Below are 15,466 nucleotides of genomic sequence, written 5' to 3'. Positions count from 1 at the left end.
TCCGGGCCGGTCGCGCCGGGAATGGCTGTGTGCCGTGGAGCGCTGGTGTGGAGGCGTGGCCCGTGCGGCCCGGATCCGGGTGATCGCTATGAGCGAACAGGGCGTGGGGAACATTCGAGCGCTCATGAGCATTGAGTCCACATAGCTCAACTTGCCTGCCGAAGGGGAGATCATGACTGCTGAGTCCAATGCGTCCGAGGCGTTCACGCCGGTCGACCTGCCCGTGCTGCCGCTCGACGACGAGGTCGTACTGCCCGGCATGGTCGTGCCGCTCGACCTGTCGGACGCGGAAGTGCGCGCCGCCGTGGAGGCCGCCCAGGCCGTCGCGCGAACCGGGGGCGGCAAGCCCGAGGTCCTGCTCGTGCCGCGTATCGACGGGAATTACACCGGGACCGGTGTCCTGGGCACCGTCGAGCAGGTGGGACGGCTGTCGGACGGGGACCCGGGCGCACTCATCAGGGCCCGGGACCGGGTGCGGATCGGTGCCGGGACGAGCGGTCCCGGGAGCGCGCTGTGGGTGGAGGGCACCCGGATCGACGTATCGGTACCCGACCCGCTGCCCGGTTCCGCGGCCGAGCTCGCCAGGGAGTACAAGGCCCTCGCCACCAGCTGGCTGAAGAAGCGTGGCGCCTGGCAGGTCGTGGACAGGGTGCAGCAGATCGAGGACATCTCGGCGCTCGCCGACAACTCCGGGTACTCGCCCTTCCTCACCACCGCCCAGAAGGTCCAGCTGCTGGAGACCGCCGACGCGGTCGCCCGTCTGAAGCTGGCCATCCAGTGGCTCGGCGAGCACCTCGCCGAGCAGGACGTCGCCGAGTCCATCGCCAAGGACGTCCAGGAGGGTGTCGACAAGCAGCAGCGCGAATTCCTCCTGAGGCGCCAGCTCGACGCCGTACGCAAGGAGCTCTCCGAGCTCAACGGTGAAGCCGGCTCCGGCGACGAGTCCGACGACTACCGGGCGCGCGTCGAAGCCGCCGATCTTCCGGAGCACGTCCGTGCGGCCGCCCTCAAGGAGGTCGAGAAGCTGGAGCGGTCCTCCGACCAGAGCCCCGAGGGCTCCTGGATCCGCACCTGGCTGGACACCGTCCTGGAACTGCCGTGGACCCAACGGACCGAGGACGCGTACGACATCAAGGGCGCCCGGGAGATCCTCGACGCGGAGCACGCCGGCCTGCAGGACGTGAAGGAGCGCATCACCGAGTACCTCGCGGTGCGCAAGCGGCGTGCCGACCGCGGGCTCGGTGTGGTCGGTGGCCGCCGCGGCGGCGCGGTGCTGGCACTCGTCGGTCCGCCCGGAGTCGGGAAGACCTCGCTCGGCGAAAGCGTCGCGCACGCCATGGGGCGCAAGTTCGTCCGGGTCGCGCTCGGCGGGGTCCGGGACGAGGCCGAGATCCGGGGCCACCGGCGCACGTACGTCGGCGCGCTCCCCGGGCGCATCGTCCGGGCCGTCAAGGAGGCCGGTTCGATGAACCCGGTCGTCCTGCTCGACGAGATCGACAAGGTCGGCTCCGACTTCCGGGGCGACCCGGCGGCCGCCCTGCTGGAGGTGCTCGACCCGGCTCAGAATCACACCTTCCGCGACCACTACCTGGAGGTCGAACTCGACCTCAGCGACGTCGTGTTCCTGGCCACGGCGAACGTCCTCGAATCCATTCCGGAGGCTCTGCTCGACCGCATGGAGCTGGTCACGCTGGACGGGTACACGGAGGACGAGAAGGTCGTCATCGCCCGTGACCACCTGCTCCCGCGCCAGCTGGAGCGGGCCGGTCTGAAGGAGGACGAGGTCGGCCTGGACGAGTCGGCGCTGCGCAAGCTGGCCGGGGAGTACACCCGGGAGGCCGGGGTGCGGAACCTGGAGCGGGCCGTCGCACGGCTGCTCCGCAAGGTCGCGGCTCAGCACGAACTCGGGGAACGTGAACTGCCGTTCACGGTTGCCGAGGACGACCTGCGGGGTCTGATCGGCCGACCGCACCACGTGCCCGAGTCCGCCCAGGTCCCGGCCGAACGCCGCACCGCGGTGCCGGGTGTGGCCACGGGGCTCGCGGTGACCGGAGCGGGTGGAGACGTGCTCTTCGTGGAGGCGTCGCTGGCCGACCCGGAGACCGGGGCCTCCGGGCTGACCCTGACCGGTCAGCTGGGTGACGTCATGAAGGAGTCCGCGCAGATCGCCCTGAGCTTCCTGCGCTCGCACGGCGCGGAGCTGGAGCTTCCGGTCGCGGACCTCAAGGACCGTGGCGCGCACATCCACTTCCCCGCGGGTGCGGTCCCCAAGGACGGTCCGAGCGCGGGCATCACGATGACGACGGCGCTGGCCTCCCTGCTCTCGGGGCGGCTCGTCCGGACGGATGTGGCCATGACCGGTGAGGTGTCGCTGACCGGACGGGTGCTCCCGATCGGCGGCCTGAAGCAGAAGCTGCTGGCCGCGCACCGGGCCGGCATCACCACCGTGGTGATCCCCAAGCGCAACGAGGCCGACCTGGACGACGTACCGGCCGAGGTCCTCGACACCTTGGAGGTCCACCCGGTGACCGATGTCCGCCAGGTGCTGGAGATCGCGCTCGCCCCGGCCGCCGCCAGGGCGCAGGACAGGATCCCGGCCGCCGCGTAGGCGTCACGGCGTGACGGGCGTGGCACCACGCCGACGGCCGGTAGGAACGGCCCGTCCTCCACGCGGAGGGCGGGCCGTTCCGCGGGACACTCCCGCGGCGCGGGCGGAGTCTGGCCGCTGCCGGAGGTCTACGCCTGCGAAATACTGGCCCGGCTGCGGCGATGGCCGGAGTCGAGAGCAGTTTCAGCGGCGGGAAAGTGTATGAGGGGTGCTGACGTGCACGGGAGCGGAAGCGGCGGTGAACCCGGTGCAGCGGCCGGAAGTGGTGTGGACCATGAGTTCCTCGCCCTGGAGCGGGAGTTGGCGGTCTTCCTGCGCCGGGCGCGGGCCAATTCGGGGGAGATGGCACGCGAGGTCCATCCGGATCTGGAAGCCGCGGCCTACGGGCTTCTCGTGCGGCTGGAGTCGGCGGGGCGGCAGCGGGCCACGGATCTCGCCGCCTACATCGGGGTGGGCAAGGCGACCATGAGCCGCCAGCTGCGAGCCCTGGAAGGGCTCGGCCTGGTGGCACGGGAGACCGACCCGGCGGACGGCCGCGCCTCGCTCGTCCACCTCACGGAGGAGGGCCTCGCGCGCTTCCGCAGCGTCCGCGACGCCCGCCGCGGCCGATACGCCCGCAAGCTCGCGGGCTGGGACCGGGCCGAGATCGCGGAACTGGCGCGACTGCTGCACCACCTGAACGAGCGGGCCGAGGGGTGAGTCGCTCCGCCGTGACGCCGTGCTCCGACGGCGGCCGGGCGGGGCGGGAGTCAGAGTTCCACGAGAACCGCTGTCGCGTCGTCGTGCGTCTTGCCGCGGCGCAGGTACACGCGGTCGGTGTCGGCCCGCTCCAGCTCCCTGACCCGGTCGATCAGACCCTGCGGCCCCTCCTTGCGCAGCAGGCCGAGGGCGGCCGTCCAGTCGCCCTCCCGGAACTTCTCCGTCCAGCGGCTGGCGCCGTCGGTCAGGGCCGCCAGCGCCCGGACCTCCGCCTGCGGGGTCTCGCCGGTCACCGCGCGTGACGACACCGAGGGGTCCGCGGCCGCCGTGAAGAAGCCGCCCTCCTTGTTCCGTACATGTGCGTCCGCGATCTCCGCAGAGGCGAGCGAGCCCGGCGGCAGCCGGTCGATACGGTCGTCGAGCAGCGGCCGGACCGTGCCGTCGTGCCCCTCGACGAGCAGGACCGAGTCGGAGAGCACGAGGTGCTCGACCCGTTCTTCGTCCCAACGCGCCAGGACCACCGTTGCCTGAGGCGTGCGCGGGTGAGAAAGGTCACACAGGGAACGGTGGGCATCGGCGGTGCGTCGGATGGACGTCGAGAGGATCTCCGCCAGTGTCAGATCCCGTCGCGAAGCGGACAGTTCGGCCAAGGCGCCGCCGAGCCGTGCGGTGAACCACGGAACCGAGTGCACACACCCGTCGTCGCCCACGGGCGGCGTGACGCCGTCGAGCAGGACCAGGGCACCACCCTGGCCTGCCGCGGAGGCGGCGGTCGACGCCCAGTCCTCGTTGGGGCGTTCGGGGCTGCCGGGCTCGGTGGCGAGTGCGATGGGCATCCGATCAGTCTGCATGATGTCCTCACGCGACGGGCACGACCCCGCGCTCGGGCCGTATCGGCAGGTCAGATGGCTCGCATGGGGAGGACTCAAGGGCTTCACGCATATGCGGGCGGGCATACTGCCAAAGCCTGGCCCGAAGTTCCACCCGGTGGCCCGTGCATGCCCTGCGGCTCCTGTGGGGAGACTTGTTAGCCAACTCCGGAGTGCGGTTCACTCGTTCGAGTGGCGGAGCGGTTGATGCACGGCCCCCTCTCAAAAGCGCTGGAATGGTCAGAAGCCGTACGGGCGCGCACCAGGGTGGCATGCCCATTCACGTGACCGTGTGTCACCTCTGCTTCAAGGGCGGACGAGTCAAGATTGCGAGCACCGGTGCAGAAGAAGCGGCCTCGGAGCAAGGACAGCACGCGCGAGGAGTCCGGGGCGACGCCTCAGGCAGCGGGTGCCTCCAAGCGGACCGTGCGGGTACGCAGCCGGCTCGTCGCCGGTGTTGCCGTCGTGGGGATCACCGTCATCGCCGCCGGCGCCCCGGCGGCACTCGGCGCATCCTCCGATCTCAACGAGTCCCAGCGGCTGGTCACGCTCGCCGAGCTGAACCAGCAGGCGATCACGCTCGCGCACTCCCTCGCGGACGAGCGCGACGAGGTCACCGTCCACATCGCGGGCGGCCGTGAGGCCGGGGACACCGAGGACGGCACCACCGGTCCGGCGGCCCGTGTCGACCAGCAGGTGGACGAGATCCGGGCGACCGCTCCGGCGGCGCTGCGCCGGGACCTCGCCGCCGTTCCCTCGCTGCGCCGGACCGCCCTCACGGGCAAGGGCTCGGCGATGGAGGCGTACACGGCGTACTCCGAGGTCATCGCCAAGCTCCACGACCTCGCGAACGAGCTCGCCGAGAAGACCCCGCCGCGGGCCGCCGACGCCACCCGCGCGCCGCTCGCACTCGGCGGTGCCGTGGAGCAGGCCTCCGCCACCAGGGGGCTGCTCCTGGCCGCGCTGGCCGTGCCCGGCGCGCAGTCGCAGCAGCAGACCGACCCGTTCACCGGCCTCCCCGTCCAGAGCCAGGACACGGCCCCCGACGAGGACGACCGCAACCGCGACGAACTGAGCGCCGCCGCCCAGCAGGCGCGGGTGCGCGAGCTCGCCTCTCTCGCCGAGTTCGACCAGGCCGCCGGGTCCTCGGCCCGGGACAGGCTCGCTTCCACGGTCACCGGACCCGAGGTCACCAGCGCGGAGAAGTACCTCACGCGGTTCACCGACCGCCCCGAGCTGTCCGACGCCGAGCGGGAAGCCGACCCCGAGAAGGTCGAGGCGGCTCTCTCCGCCCGTATCGACCGCATGCGCGGAGTCGAGTCCGCGCTGGGCACCGCGCAGGTCAAGCGGCTGGAGGGGCTGCGCGACGACGACGTCACCGCGCTGGAACTCCGCCTCGCCCTGCTCGGCGGCTGCGTGCTGATCGCCATCGGCGTCTCCACCGCCGTCGCCCGCACCCTCACCCAGCCGCTCGCCGTCCTGCGGATCGGGGCCGGCCGTATCGCCGCCGAGCCCGAGACCGCCGAACCGGTCCGTTACACCGGGCGCAACGATGAATTCGCCCAGGTCGTACGGTCCATCAACACTCTCCACGGCACGCTGCACGGACTGCGCCACGAGGTCACCGGCCGACTCGAGGGCGTGCAGACCGAGCGCGGCGAACCGGTCACCGACCATGAGGCCCTCACACTCGAGCGGGCCGAACTCCAGGCCCGGGTCGCGGAACTCACCGGGCAGCTCGAACGGCTGCGGAACACGGTCCACCACACCTTCGTCAATCTGTCTCTGCGCACGCTCGGCCTCGTCGAGCGCCAGCTCGGCGTCATCGAGGGCCTGGAGGCCGGCGAGCAGGACCCGGAGCGCCTCGCGACCCTCTTCAAGCTGGACCACATGGCCACCGTCATGCGGCGCCACAGCGAGAACATGCTGGTCTTCGCGGGAACCGATCACCACCAGGGGCACGCGAGCCCGATCCCCCTCGTCGACGTACTGCGCGCCGGGGTCAGCGAGATCGAGCGGTACGAGCGGGTCACGATCCAGTCCCTGCCGCCGCACGCCCAGGTCGCGGGCTTCGCCGCCGACGACCTGAGCCACCTCGTCGCCGAACTCCTGGAGAACGCGACCTCCTTCTCCCCGCCCGACTCCCATGTCGAGCTCTCCGGCTGGCTTCTGGAGACCGGGGAGGTGATGCTCTCCGTACAGGACGAGGGCATCGGCATGTCGGCGGTCCGGATGGGTGAACTCAATGCCAGGCTCGCCGACCCGACGTCCTTCGAAGCGGGCGAACAGGCCGCGGACGGTGCCGGACTGGGCCTCCAGGTGACCTCGCTGCTCGCGGCCCGCCACGGCGTACGGGTGCAGCTGCGCGAACATAAGGGGAGCGGGGTCACCGCGGTCGTCGTCCTTCCGCAGACGATGCTGCCCACGGCGCCGCCCGCGGCTTCCCCGCCGTCCGTACCGCTGGCGGGGGACGCGCCCGGGCTGAACCTTCCGGGATCGGTCGCCGAGGCCGATTCCCACGCGCTGCCGCCCCGTTCGGCTCCTCCCGTGGAAGACCCGCTGATCGCGGCCGCGGAGCGGACCCTGCAGGCTGCGGGCCAGGAGCTCGTAGAGGCATCGGAGCCCGCGGGTCAGGAGCCCGCAGAGGCATCGGAGCCCGCGGGTCAGGAGCCCGCAGAGGCATCGGAGCCCGCGGGTCAGGAGCCCGCAGAGGCATCGGAGCCCGCGGTACCGGATCCCGCAGCAGAGTCGGAGCCCGCGGTACCGGAGCCCGCGACGCCCGCTCCCGCCGAGCCCGTGTCCGAGGCCCGCGAGGAGTCCGAGGCCGAGACCACGATGCGGGTCCGGCTGCCCGCGCAGCAGGCCGCACCGAGCCCGTACGCCATCGGACCCGACCGCCATGAGCGCGCGGCCGACACGAGCCCCGCCACGGCCCCGGCCGCCGATACCCTTCCGGGCCCCCGGCAGCCGCTGACCGGACTGGGCGAGGAGGTGCCCGACCCGGCGCCCCTGCCCGAGCGCCTCACGGACAAGGGGCTGCCCAAGCGCACCCCGAGGGTCGCCGCGTCGCCCTCGGCCCCGGTCGCCGAGCGCACGGGCAGCCTGGACAAGGAAGCCCTGCGCCGCCGGCTCGGCGGGTTCCACCAGGGCGCGAAGGACGGCCGTCGCGATGTGGAGGCGGAGATCGACGAGAGCGGCGCGCAGACCGGCCATGACCGCACCGACGGTCGGATCGATGAGACGGGGGACACAGTCGAGGAGGCACGCAATTGACTGCGCCCAGCACATTCGGGATGAGTACCGAGGCGCGGAACCTCCACTGGTTGCTGAACAATCTCGTGGAAGAGGTGCCAGGGGTCCACTCGGTCACCGTCGTCTCGTCCGACGGGCTCATGCTGCTTTCCTCGGACCCCGGCTTCGCGACGGCCGAGGCGGCAGGACGGCAGAGGGGCCCCAGGGGTTCCAGCGCCGACCTCGCCACCATCGTGTCCGGGATCGGGTCCCTCACGATCGGTGCCGCCAAGCTGATGGACGGCGGCGGCGTCAAGCAGACGATGGTCGCGATGGACGAGGGCAGCGTCTTCGTCATGTCGATCAGTGACGGTTCTCTGCTCGGCGTGCACGCCACCCCCGACTGCGACATGAGCGTCATCGCCTACCACATGGCACTCTTCGTCGGCCGCGCCGGACATGTGCTCACCCCCGAACTCCGCAGTGAGCTGCGCACATCGATGGAGAGCGCCCAGTGACGTCAGCTGCTGGACCCGTACGAAAACTCCCCGTCCGGGGTGCGGACCGCAAGGCCGCACGAGTCCGTCCGTACTCCCTCACCGGAGGCCGCACCCGCTTCACCCACGTCCTGCTCGTCGAGACGTTCGTCGCCGCGCTGGAGGCTCCCGAGGAGCGCCGCGAGCTCACGAACGGCAACCTCGCCTCGCGTGTCATGCCGGAGCTCCACGCCATCGTCGAACTCTGCCGCCGCATGCGTACGGTCGCGGAGATCTCCGCCCTGCTGAAGATGCCGCTCGGCGTGGTCCGGGTACTGCTCAGCGACCTGGCCGACCAAGGAAAGATCCGCGTCTACGGCACCGGTCACGGCACCGGCCAGCCCGACCGCGCGCTGCTCGAAAGGGTGCTCGATGGACTCCGTCGTCTCTGACGCGCCGCGCTTCACTCCGCGTCAGCGGGGGCCGCGGGAGCGGCCCGACGAGCCGGTGCAGTCCTGGCAGCTCGACCGCACACGCGCGCCGATCGCGACCAAGATCGTGGTCGCGGGCGGGTTCGGCGTGGGCAAGACGACTTTCGTCAGTTCGGTCTCCGAGATACCCCCGCTGCAGACCGAAGCGCTGATGACACAGGCCAGCGAGGGGACCGACGACCTCACGGCCACCCCCGACAAGGTCACCACGACCGTGGCGATGGACTTCGGCCGCCTCACCTTGGACGACGACCTCGTCCTGTACATCTTCGGAACGCCTGGCCAGCAGCGCTTCTGGTTCATGTGGGACGACATGGTGCGCGGCGCGATCGGCGCGGTCGTGCTGGCCGACACGCGGCGCCTCGCCGACTGCTTCGCCGCGCTCGACTACTTCGAGACCTGCGGCCTTCCCTACATCGTCGCCGTCAACCACTTCGAGGGAGCGGCCGGTTACGACGAGGCCGATGTCAGGGAGGCCCTGACCGTATCTCCGCACGTACCTGTCGTGATCATGGACGCGCGTAAGAGGGGCACCGTCGTCGAGGCCTTGCTCGCCCTGGTGGGCCACGCACTCGAAGCCACCCCCGAGTGACGACGCACCCAGAACACGTAACGGAGAACCGAGATGCGGAAGGTACTCATAGTCGGAGCCGGTCAGTCCGGTCTCCAGCTGGCGCTCGGGCTGCAGTCCGAAGGGTACGAAGTCACCCTGCTGGCCGACCGCACCGCGGACGAGGTCCGGTCCGGCCGGGTCATGTCGACGCAGTGCATGTTCCACACGGCCCTCCAGCACGAGCGTGACCTGCAGCTCGACTTCTGGGAGTCGCGGGCGCCGCGGATCGAGGGTCTCGGCGTCTCCGTCGCCGGGCCCGACTCCTCGCGTGTCATCGACTGGGTCGGCAAGCTGGACAACATCGCCCAGTCCGTCGACCAGCGCGTCAAGATGGCCGGCTGGATGGAGACCTTCGCCCAGCGCGGCGGGCAGCTCGTCATCCACGGTGCCGCGGTCTCCGACCTGGACTACTTCTCCCGCACGTACGACCTGGTGATGGTGTCGGCGGGCAAGGGTGAGCTCGTCTCCATGTTCGGCCGGGACGCCTCCCGTTCGCCGTACGACGCCCCGCAGCGGGCGCTGGCCGTCGCGTACGTCCACGGTCTGGGCCCGCGGCCCGAGCACCCGGAGTTCGACGCGGTGCGGTGCAACCTGGTCCCGGGCGTCGGTGAACTCCTCATCATGCCGACCCTGACGACGTCGGGCCGCGCGGACATCCTGTTCTGGGAGGGCATCCCCGGCGGTCCGCTCGACGCGTTCCAGGGCATCAAGGACCCCTCGGAGCACCTGGCCAGGACGCTGGAGCTCATGGAGAGGTACACGCCGTGGGAGTACGCACGCGCCACCGAAGTCGAACTGACGGACGCCAACGCGACGCTGGTGGGCCGTTACGCCCCGACCGTGCGCAAGCCCGTCGGCAGGCTGCCCGGCGGCGGTCTGGTCCTCGGCGTGGGGGACGTCGTCGTCGCGAACGACCCGGTCACCGGACAGGGCTCCAACACCGCGTCAAAGGGCGCGCACTCCTACCTGCACTCGATCCTGGAGCACGGCGACCGGCCGTTCGACGAGGAGTGGATGAAGGCCACGTTCGAGCGGCACTGGGCGAAGACGCAGCACGTCGTGAAGTGGACGAACGCGATGCTCGCGCCGCCGCCGGAGCACGTGCTGAATCTGATCGGCGCGGCCGGTCAGCTCCAGCCGGCCGCGGACCGGTTCGCCAACGGGTTCAACGACCCGGCGGACTTCGACAACTTCTTCTTCGAGCCGGAGAAGACGAACGCGTACCTCGCCGAGATCTCGGGCGCGCAGGGCTGACACAAGCGCGTGGGGAGGCCGGGCCGCCAGGTGCCGTCACGCAGGCACGGACGGATGGGCCGGCCCGGCTCTCACTCGTCCGGGGCGTCGTAGCCCGTGTCCGCGCCCGAGGTGGCGTCCGCGGGCAGCTCCGGCCGCGTGTACGCGCTCAGCGGCTCGTTGCCCGGGTCGGGGCGGACGGCCCCCAGCAGCGGGTTCGAGGCCAGCGGCGAGACCTTCACCGTGGCGCCGGGCCTGGGGGCCTGCACCACGAGACCGTCGCCGATGTAGAGCGCGACATGCGTGGCCTTCGGGAAGTAGACCACCAGGTCGCCGGGGCGCAGCGAGCCTACCGGCACCTTCGGCAGCCGGCGCCACTGTTCCTGCGAAGTGCGCGGGATGTCCCGGCCAGCAGCCGACCAGGCCTGCGAGGTGAGCCCGGAGCAGTCGTAGGCCTCGGGCCCCTCCCCGCCCCACACGTACGGCTTGCCGATCTGCTGGACGGCGTAGCGGACGGCCTTGCCGCCCTCCTCGGACGGCGGGTGGACCGAGCTGAGCGCCCCTGAGGCGGCCAGTGCGCCCTGGGCCTTGCCGACGTTCTTCTCCTCCAGCGCCGACAGCGCGGCGAGTTGCTCGGCCGACAGCGATGCCAGCATCGCCTCGACGCCCTTCAGCTGTGACTGCGCGCTGTCACGCTGCTTCTTCTGCCGGGCGGCCAGCACCCGCTGCCGTTCCTGTGCCGCCCGGGACTCGGCCGCCAGGGTCTCGGCATGCTTCTTCGCGCCGGTGAGCCGGTCGACCACGGCCGTCCGGCCTGCCTGGGCGCGCTCGATGACGTGGCTCTGCTCCAGGGCGCGAGCCGGGTCCTTCGCGAGCAGCAGCTGCACGTACACGGAGAAGTCGGTGCGCCCCTGGTACTGGTCACGTGCCAGTCGCCCGGCGTCCCGGCGTCCGGAGTCCAGCGCCGCCCTCGCCCTGGTCAGCTCGGTGCGCAGTTTCCTGGCCTCGGCGGTCCGCTTCTTCAGCTCCTCCGCGGTGCCGTTGTAGAGCTCCCCGGCTTCCTCGGCCTCCTGATAGAGCGTCCGCAGCTTTTTCAGCAGCCCGGCCACGCTCTGCGGAGCGGCTCCGGCGGCCGGTGCGGGATCCGGTCCGGACGGCTCGGCGCCGGCGGTCGAGGCAGCGGGGGAGACGGCGACGACCGCGGCCAGCGCCGCCGTGCAGAGGGCGTGTACGACTCTGCCCGGCACGAGATCACCTCCGGTGTCAGGGGTGACGCCGATTAATCGGACAACCCCACAATTGGTCGGATCTCGTCCATCCGGTCACTCGGCCCCGGGTGATGCAAGGACCGCCACGCCCGCCGTCCGGGGCGTGCCCCGGACGGCGGGCGCCCGGGCAGGTCACTCCACGGCGAACGCGTAGAAAGCCCGTTCCCGACCGTGCCCCGGCACCTTGACCGCCGATCGTACGGACGCGTGCGCGGACGACACTCAGGACCCGCTGCGGGGCCTGTCCCAGGGCCACTTGGGGGTGAAGCGCTCACGGCCCCCGGGGGCGTACTCGTACACCCAGCCGCGTTGCAGCCCGAGCCGCTTGGAATAGCCCGCCGGGGTGCGCCGGTAGGCGTGGACCGTGGCGGGGCCGCCACCGGCGTCCGGCACCGGTACCTCGTACCACTTGGGCGGATGACCGGTCGGCCCGAGCAGGACGGGCAGCACCCGGCCGTCCAGGGGGCCGCCGCAAAAGGGCGTGTTCTCGCTTTTCACCGGGCCAGTGTCACCCAGGCGTTCTCAGTCCGGCGGCAGCAGGTGCGCGGCCCGGCCCGCCACCGGGATGATCAGCGTGGCGAGCCGGCCGGCGGGGCCGTCGGCGGTCTCCTGGTCCAGCAGGTCCGCCACCACGGCTTCCGTCTCCTCGTCCGAGGCGGCGGTGGCCGCGAGCAGGGCAATCAGATGGTCGACCAGCCAGCCCCGCAGGTCACAGGCCGTCGGCTGCTTCTCCTCGTCCAGCCAGATCAGGGACGCCGCCTCCACGGCCGCGATCCAGGTGCGCACCATCATCCGCAGGCGTGGCCCGGCGGGTTTCTGCCCCGGGCCGGTGCCCCGGCCCAGGTGGAGCAGGATCTGCTCGGCCGCCGACCGGCGCACGCCGTCCACGATCGTCGACGTACGCGAGGTCTCGGCCACGCTGCCGCCGCGAAGCAACGCGCTGAAGCCGGCGTCGTGCTGGTCGACGAAGCCGAGATAGCGGTCCAGGACCCGGCTGACCCGCTCGGTGGGCGGCCCGACGGCGGGTTCCGCGAAGCAGAGCGTCAGCTGCTCGGCGGCCGATCCGAGGGCGGCCTCGTACAACTGCTGCCTGCCGCCGGGGAAGTAGCGGTAGACCAGCGGACGGGAGACCCCGGCCGCGGCCGCCACCTCGTCGATCGACACGTCGTCCGGCGGTCGGTGGGCGAAGAGCGTGAGCGCCGCGCCCAGCAGTTGGGCGCGGCGCTCCTCGACACCGAGCCGTCGGTAGGCGCGGGCCGGCGGTGCTGCGGGTGCGGAGGTCATACCTCGAAGCCTAAGCGGTGCCTTCAAGAGCCCCTCAGGCCAGCAGGCCCGAGCTCTTCCACAGCCTGCGTCCCACGCCGTTGAGCACGCCGATGTCATCGAAGAAGTCCGTGAGCCGTTTCGCTCCCGACTGCATGACCTCCGCCCGGTGGCCGCTCGTTCTCACCTGGGCGACGGCCTCGTGGCGGTCCAGTCCGACGTTCTCGTACACCTGCGGGTTGACGAAGCAGACGGAGAAGACGCGAGCCGCCTCCCCGCAGTTGAGCCGGGTCAGCCGGCGCTCCCAGAGGGGTGCGGTCACCATCTGACGGCGCAGCTCCTCGCGGGCGTAACGCACATGCCGGGCCTCCTCGACGACATGGATGCGGGTCACCCCCCGTACGAGCGACTGGACGCGCTCGTCGGGGAAGGTGAGCCGCTGCATCCAGTCCAGGATCTCCTCGCCGAGCAGGGTCGCGGCGAACGAACCCGGGGTGGTGGAGACGGTCTTCAACACCCGCGCCAGGTTGTGGTAGCGCCGGGGTACCGGGTAGCTGGGGGCCCCGCCCCACTCGATCATGCGGGCGAACATCATCGAGTGCCGGCACTCGTCGGCTATCTCGGTCAGGGCGTAGCGGACGTGCTTGCTCGTCACGGACTTGTCGTAGATGTGCCGGACGAGCAGCTGCATAAGAATGATCTCGAACCAGATCCCGAGCGAGGCCAGCGACGCCGCCTCGTGACGCGCCAGGTCCATCCGCTGTTCCTCGGACATCTTCCGCCACAGCGGGGTGTCGTACAGGGAGACCAGCTCGGGAGGCCAGAACCACTTGCCGTCCTCGACCGCCGCGTCCCAGTCGAGCTCGGTGTCCGGATCGAAGGAGTGCTTGGCCGAGGCTTCGAGCAGGCGGGCCGCAACCTGTTCGCGGCCCTTGAGGGGGCCGAGCGCATCGCGCAGCGCCTGGATGTCCTTGTCGGTCACTGTCGTCATGCTCAGGGCACCTCGCACATGGGTTACCGGCGGTCAAGTTTCCGGTCACGCCTTATGAGACCTCCTGTCAGCAAGGCGGTCAATCCCTTGTGCGCGACTTGTTGACTGCGTGTCTACCAACGTGTGAACCTGCCAACGGACGTCAGCACCACGGAATGTACGATCCTCGCCGGGCGAAGGAGCTGTCCGTGTCGACACACGACCTCTACACCACCGCACCCGCCGCACCGACATGGCAGGTACCTGCCACGGGTGCGGCCCGTTTCAGCTGGGACTACGACGACGGCCGCGAACGCCTCCTCGCCCTCTACCAGAAGGGCAAGGACAAGCAGTGGGACGGCAACAAGCGCATCGACTGGAGCCTGGAGGTCGACCCCGCAGACCCGCTCGGCACCCCGGACGAGGCCCTCACGCTTTACGGCACACCGCACTGGGCGAAGATGGCCGAGCGGGACCGCGGCGAACTGCGCAAGCACTACACCTCCTGGCAGTTCAGCCAGTTCCTGCACGGTGAACAGGGCGCCATGGTCTGCGCCGCCCGGATCGTGGAGTCGGTCCCCGATCTGGACGCGAAGTTCTACTCCGCGACCCAGACGATGGACGAGGCGCGGCACGCGGAGATCTACGGCCGTTTCCTGCACGAGAAGGTCGGGATGCTCTACCCGATCAACGACAACCTCCAGGGGCTGCTCGGCGACACCCTGCGCGACTCCCGCTGGGACATGCCCTACCTCGGCATGCAGGTCCTCATCGAAGGGCTGGCACTCGCCGCGTTCGGCATGATCCGTGACACCACGACGAGACAGCTGCCCAAGCAGATCCTCGCCTACGTCATGCAGGACGAGGCCCGGCACGTCGCCTTCGGGCGGATGGCGCTGCGCGACTACTACAAGCAGCTGAGCGACGCCGAACTGCGCGAACGCGAGGAGTTCGTCATCGAGGGCTGCTACCTGATGCGCGACCGCCTCAGCGGCGTCGAGGTTCTGGAGAACTTCGGCATCGGCAAGCAGGAGGCCAAGGACCTCTCCGAGCACTCCGAGTATCTCCAGCTCTTCCGCAAGCTGCTGTTCAGCCGGATCGTCCCCTGTGTCAAGGACATCGGCCTCTGGGGCGAACGGCTCCAGAAGGCCTACGTCGCCATGGGCGTCTTCGAACTGGGCGACTCGAACCTGGACCTGCTGATGGCCCAGGACGAGGAGATAGCCGAGCAGCTGGACCGGGACCGCTTCGCGGTGGAGGAGCGGGAGCGCGTCGCGGAGGTCGCGGAGGCGATCGCGGAGGGCGGGACGGGCGGCTAGTTCTCCTCGGGGATCTCGACGGTCCTGCCGTTCTCGTCGAGGGTCCGGGTGTTCCAGTACGTGTACCACTTGTCGTCCACGTGCTCGGGCACCTTGCCCTCCGGGTAGCGGGCGTAGCCCTTGGGCGGCTCCTCGTCGTCGGGCACGCATGCGTTGCCGGCGCTTCCCACGGCCAGGACCGGGTATTCGCCGCCCCCGCACACGGCGTCCTGCGTGGAGCAGGCGCCGGTGAGCAGGGCGACCGTGACGCCGGCCAGGGCGAGCCCGAGCGCGGTGCGTGACGGGGTGCGGAGTCGGTAGGCCGTGCGCATGGTGGAGCTCCCTCTGACGTGTGGCTGACAGGTCCAGCCTGCCGTGGCCGGAGGGGGTGAGCGTGAGCACGCGTACTCAAATCCGGTGTACGTACCGGGTACGCGAGCGGAGGAT

Annotated in this window: 14 protein-coding genes; 8 read left to right on the top strand and 6 right to left on the bottom strand. The window is 70.8% G+C overall.

The features are described 5' to 3' along the window. Nucleotides 1-172: 172 nt before the first annotated feature. Both lon and ACWD04_RS00980 read left to right on the top strand, forming a co-directional pair. Complete coding sequence (gene lon / locus ACWD04_RS00985; protein ID WP_451126743.1) at nt 173-2,608, top strand: endopeptidase La; 2,436 nt, start codon at nt 173-175, stop codon at nt 2,606-2,608. Between the two features lie 201 nt (nt 2,609-2,809). After that, nucleotides 2,810-3,307, top strand: a complete 498-nt coding sequence (locus ACWD04_RS00980; RefSeq protein WP_451126741.1) for a MarR family winged helix-turn-helix transcriptional regulator — start codon at nt 2,810-2,812, stop codon at nt 3,305-3,307. A gap of 50 nt (nt 3,308-3,357) precedes the next feature. On the opposite strand, the gene ACWD04_RS00975 is transcribed toward ACWD04_RS00980, so the two are convergent. Beyond that, nucleotides 3,358-4,143, bottom strand: a complete 786-nt coding sequence (locus ACWD04_RS00975; RefSeq protein WP_451126739.1) for a protein phosphatase 2C domain-containing protein — start codon at nt 4,141-4,143, stop codon at nt 3,358-3,360. A 372-nt stretch (nt 4,144-4,515) separates the two neighbouring features. On the opposite strand from ACWD04_RS00975, the gene ACWD04_RS00970 reads away from it, so the two are divergent. Genes ACWD04_RS00970 through ACWD04_RS00950 form a run of 5 tightly spaced genes read left to right on the top strand, consistent with a single transcriptional unit; the run spans nt 4,516 to nt 10,241 of the window. Beyond that, nucleotides 4,516-7,449 (top strand): nitrate- and nitrite sensing domain-containing protein, encoded by a 2,934-nt coding sequence (locus tag ACWD04_RS00970; protein WP_451126737.1) that lies wholly within the window; start codon nt 4,516-4,518, stop codon nt 7,447-7,449. Then, on the top strand, nt 7,446-7,925 hold the full coding sequence (locus ACWD04_RS00965) for a roadblock/LC7 domain-containing protein (RefSeq protein WP_451126735.1): 480 nt from the start codon (nt 7,446-7,448) through the stop codon (nt 7,923-7,925). Before ACWD04_RS00970 ends, ACWD04_RS00965 begins: the two co-directional genes overlap by 4 nt. Next, entirely contained in the window at nt 7,922-8,335 is a 414-nt protein-coding gene (locus tag ACWD04_RS00960; RefSeq protein WP_451126733.1) for a DUF742 domain-containing protein, read from the top strand. Before ACWD04_RS00965 ends, ACWD04_RS00960 begins: the two co-directional genes overlap by 4 nt. Then, nucleotides 8,316-8,966, top strand: coding sequence for a GTP-binding protein (locus tag ACWD04_RS00955; protein WP_451126731.1), 651 nt, complete (start codon nt 8,316-8,318; stop codon nt 8,964-8,966). The genes ACWD04_RS00960 and ACWD04_RS00955 overlap by 20 nt, the downstream gene beginning before the upstream one ends. Nucleotides 8,967-8,999: 33 nt before the next feature. Further along, the gene (locus ACWD04_RS00950) at nt 9,000-10,241 is read left to right on the top strand and encodes a styrene monooxygenase/indole monooxygenase family protein (RefSeq protein ID WP_451126729.1); all 1,242 of its coding nucleotides are present in this window, start codon (nt 9,000-9,002) and stop codon (nt 10,239-10,241) included. A gap of 71 nt (nt 10,242-10,312) precedes the next feature. Here ACWD04_RS00950 and ACWD04_RS00945 read toward each other — a convergent pair whose 3' ends face one another. The 4 genes from ACWD04_RS00945 to ACWD04_RS00930 form a co-directional block, all read right to left on the bottom strand. Next, on the bottom strand, nt 10,313-11,467 hold the full coding sequence (locus ACWD04_RS00945) for an NlpC/P60 family protein (RefSeq protein ID WP_451126727.1): 1,155 nt from the start codon (nt 11,465-11,467) through the stop codon (nt 10,313-10,315). Between the two features lie 243 nt (nt 11,468-11,710). Further along, on the bottom strand, nt 11,711-11,986 hold the full coding sequence (locus tag ACWD04_RS00940) for a hypothetical protein (RefSeq protein ID WP_451126725.1): 276 nt from the start codon (nt 11,984-11,986) through the stop codon (nt 11,711-11,713). Between the two features lie 24 nt (nt 11,987-12,010). Further along, complete coding sequence (locus ACWD04_RS00935) at nt 12,011-12,772, bottom strand: TetR/AcrR family transcriptional regulator (RefSeq protein WP_451126723.1); 762 nt, start codon at nt 12,770-12,772, stop codon at nt 12,011-12,013. Between the two features lie 34 nt (nt 12,773-12,806). Then, complete coding sequence (locus tag ACWD04_RS00930) at nt 12,807-13,742, bottom strand: AurF N-oxygenase family protein (RefSeq protein ID WP_451126721.1); 936 nt, start codon at nt 13,740-13,742, stop codon at nt 12,807-12,809. A gap of 188 nt (nt 13,743-13,930) precedes the next feature. On the opposite strand from ACWD04_RS00930, the gene ACWD04_RS00925 reads away from it, so the two are divergent. Next, on the top strand, nt 13,931-15,040 hold the full coding sequence (locus ACWD04_RS00925) for a ferritin-like domain-containing protein (protein ID WP_451126719.1): 1,110 nt from the start codon (nt 13,931-13,933) through the stop codon (nt 15,038-15,040). On the opposite strand, the gene ACWD04_RS00920 is transcribed toward ACWD04_RS00925, so the two are convergent. After that, nucleotides 15,037-15,351: an SCO0607 family lipoprotein gene (locus ACWD04_RS00920; protein ID WP_451126717.1), complete on the bottom strand. Its 315-nt coding sequence runs from the start codon at nt 15,349-15,351 to the stop codon at nt 15,037-15,039. The genes ACWD04_RS00925 and ACWD04_RS00920 overlap by 4 nt on opposite strands. Nucleotides 15,352-15,466: the final 115 nt, after the last annotated feature.

The organism is Streptomyces sp. NPDC002911 (assembly GCF_053591835.1).
Note: the sequence above shows the minus strand (reverse complement) of the source record. Positions and strands in the feature narration are given on the sequence as shown.

What these genes read in the sequence shown, in the direction of transcription:
- lon (WP_451126743.1), top strand. Translation starts at nt 173, where the DNA reads ATGACTGCTGAGTCCAATGCGTCCGAGGCGTTCACGCCGGTCGACCTG.
- ACWD04_RS00980 (WP_451126741.1), top strand. Translation starts at nt 2,810, where the DNA reads ATGAGGGGTGCTGACGTGCACGGGAGCGGAAGCGGCGGTGAACCCGGT.
- ACWD04_RS00975 (WP_451126739.1), bottom strand. Translation starts at nt 4,143, where the DNA reads ATGCCCATCGCACTCGCCACCGAGCCCGGCAGCCCCGAACGCCCCAAC.
- ACWD04_RS00955 (WP_451126731.1), top strand. Translation starts at nt 8,316, where the DNA reads ATGGACTCCGTCGTCTCTGACGCGCCGCGCTTCACTCCGCGTCAGCGG.
- ACWD04_RS00950 (WP_451126729.1), top strand. Translation starts at nt 9,000, where the DNA reads ATGCGGAAGGTACTCATAGTCGGAGCCGGTCAGTCCGGTCTCCAGCTG.
- ACWD04_RS00935 (WP_451126723.1), bottom strand. Translation starts at nt 12,772, where the DNA reads ATGACCTCCGCACCCGCAGCACCGCCGGCCCGCGCCTACCGACGGCTC.
- ACWD04_RS00930 (WP_451126721.1), bottom strand. Translation starts at nt 13,742, where the DNA reads ATGACGACAGTGACCGACAAGGACATCCAGGCGCTGCGCGATGCGCTC.
- ACWD04_RS00920 (WP_451126717.1), bottom strand. Translation starts at nt 15,351, where the DNA reads ATGCGCACGGCCTACCGACTCCGCACCCCGTCACGCACCGCGCTCGGG.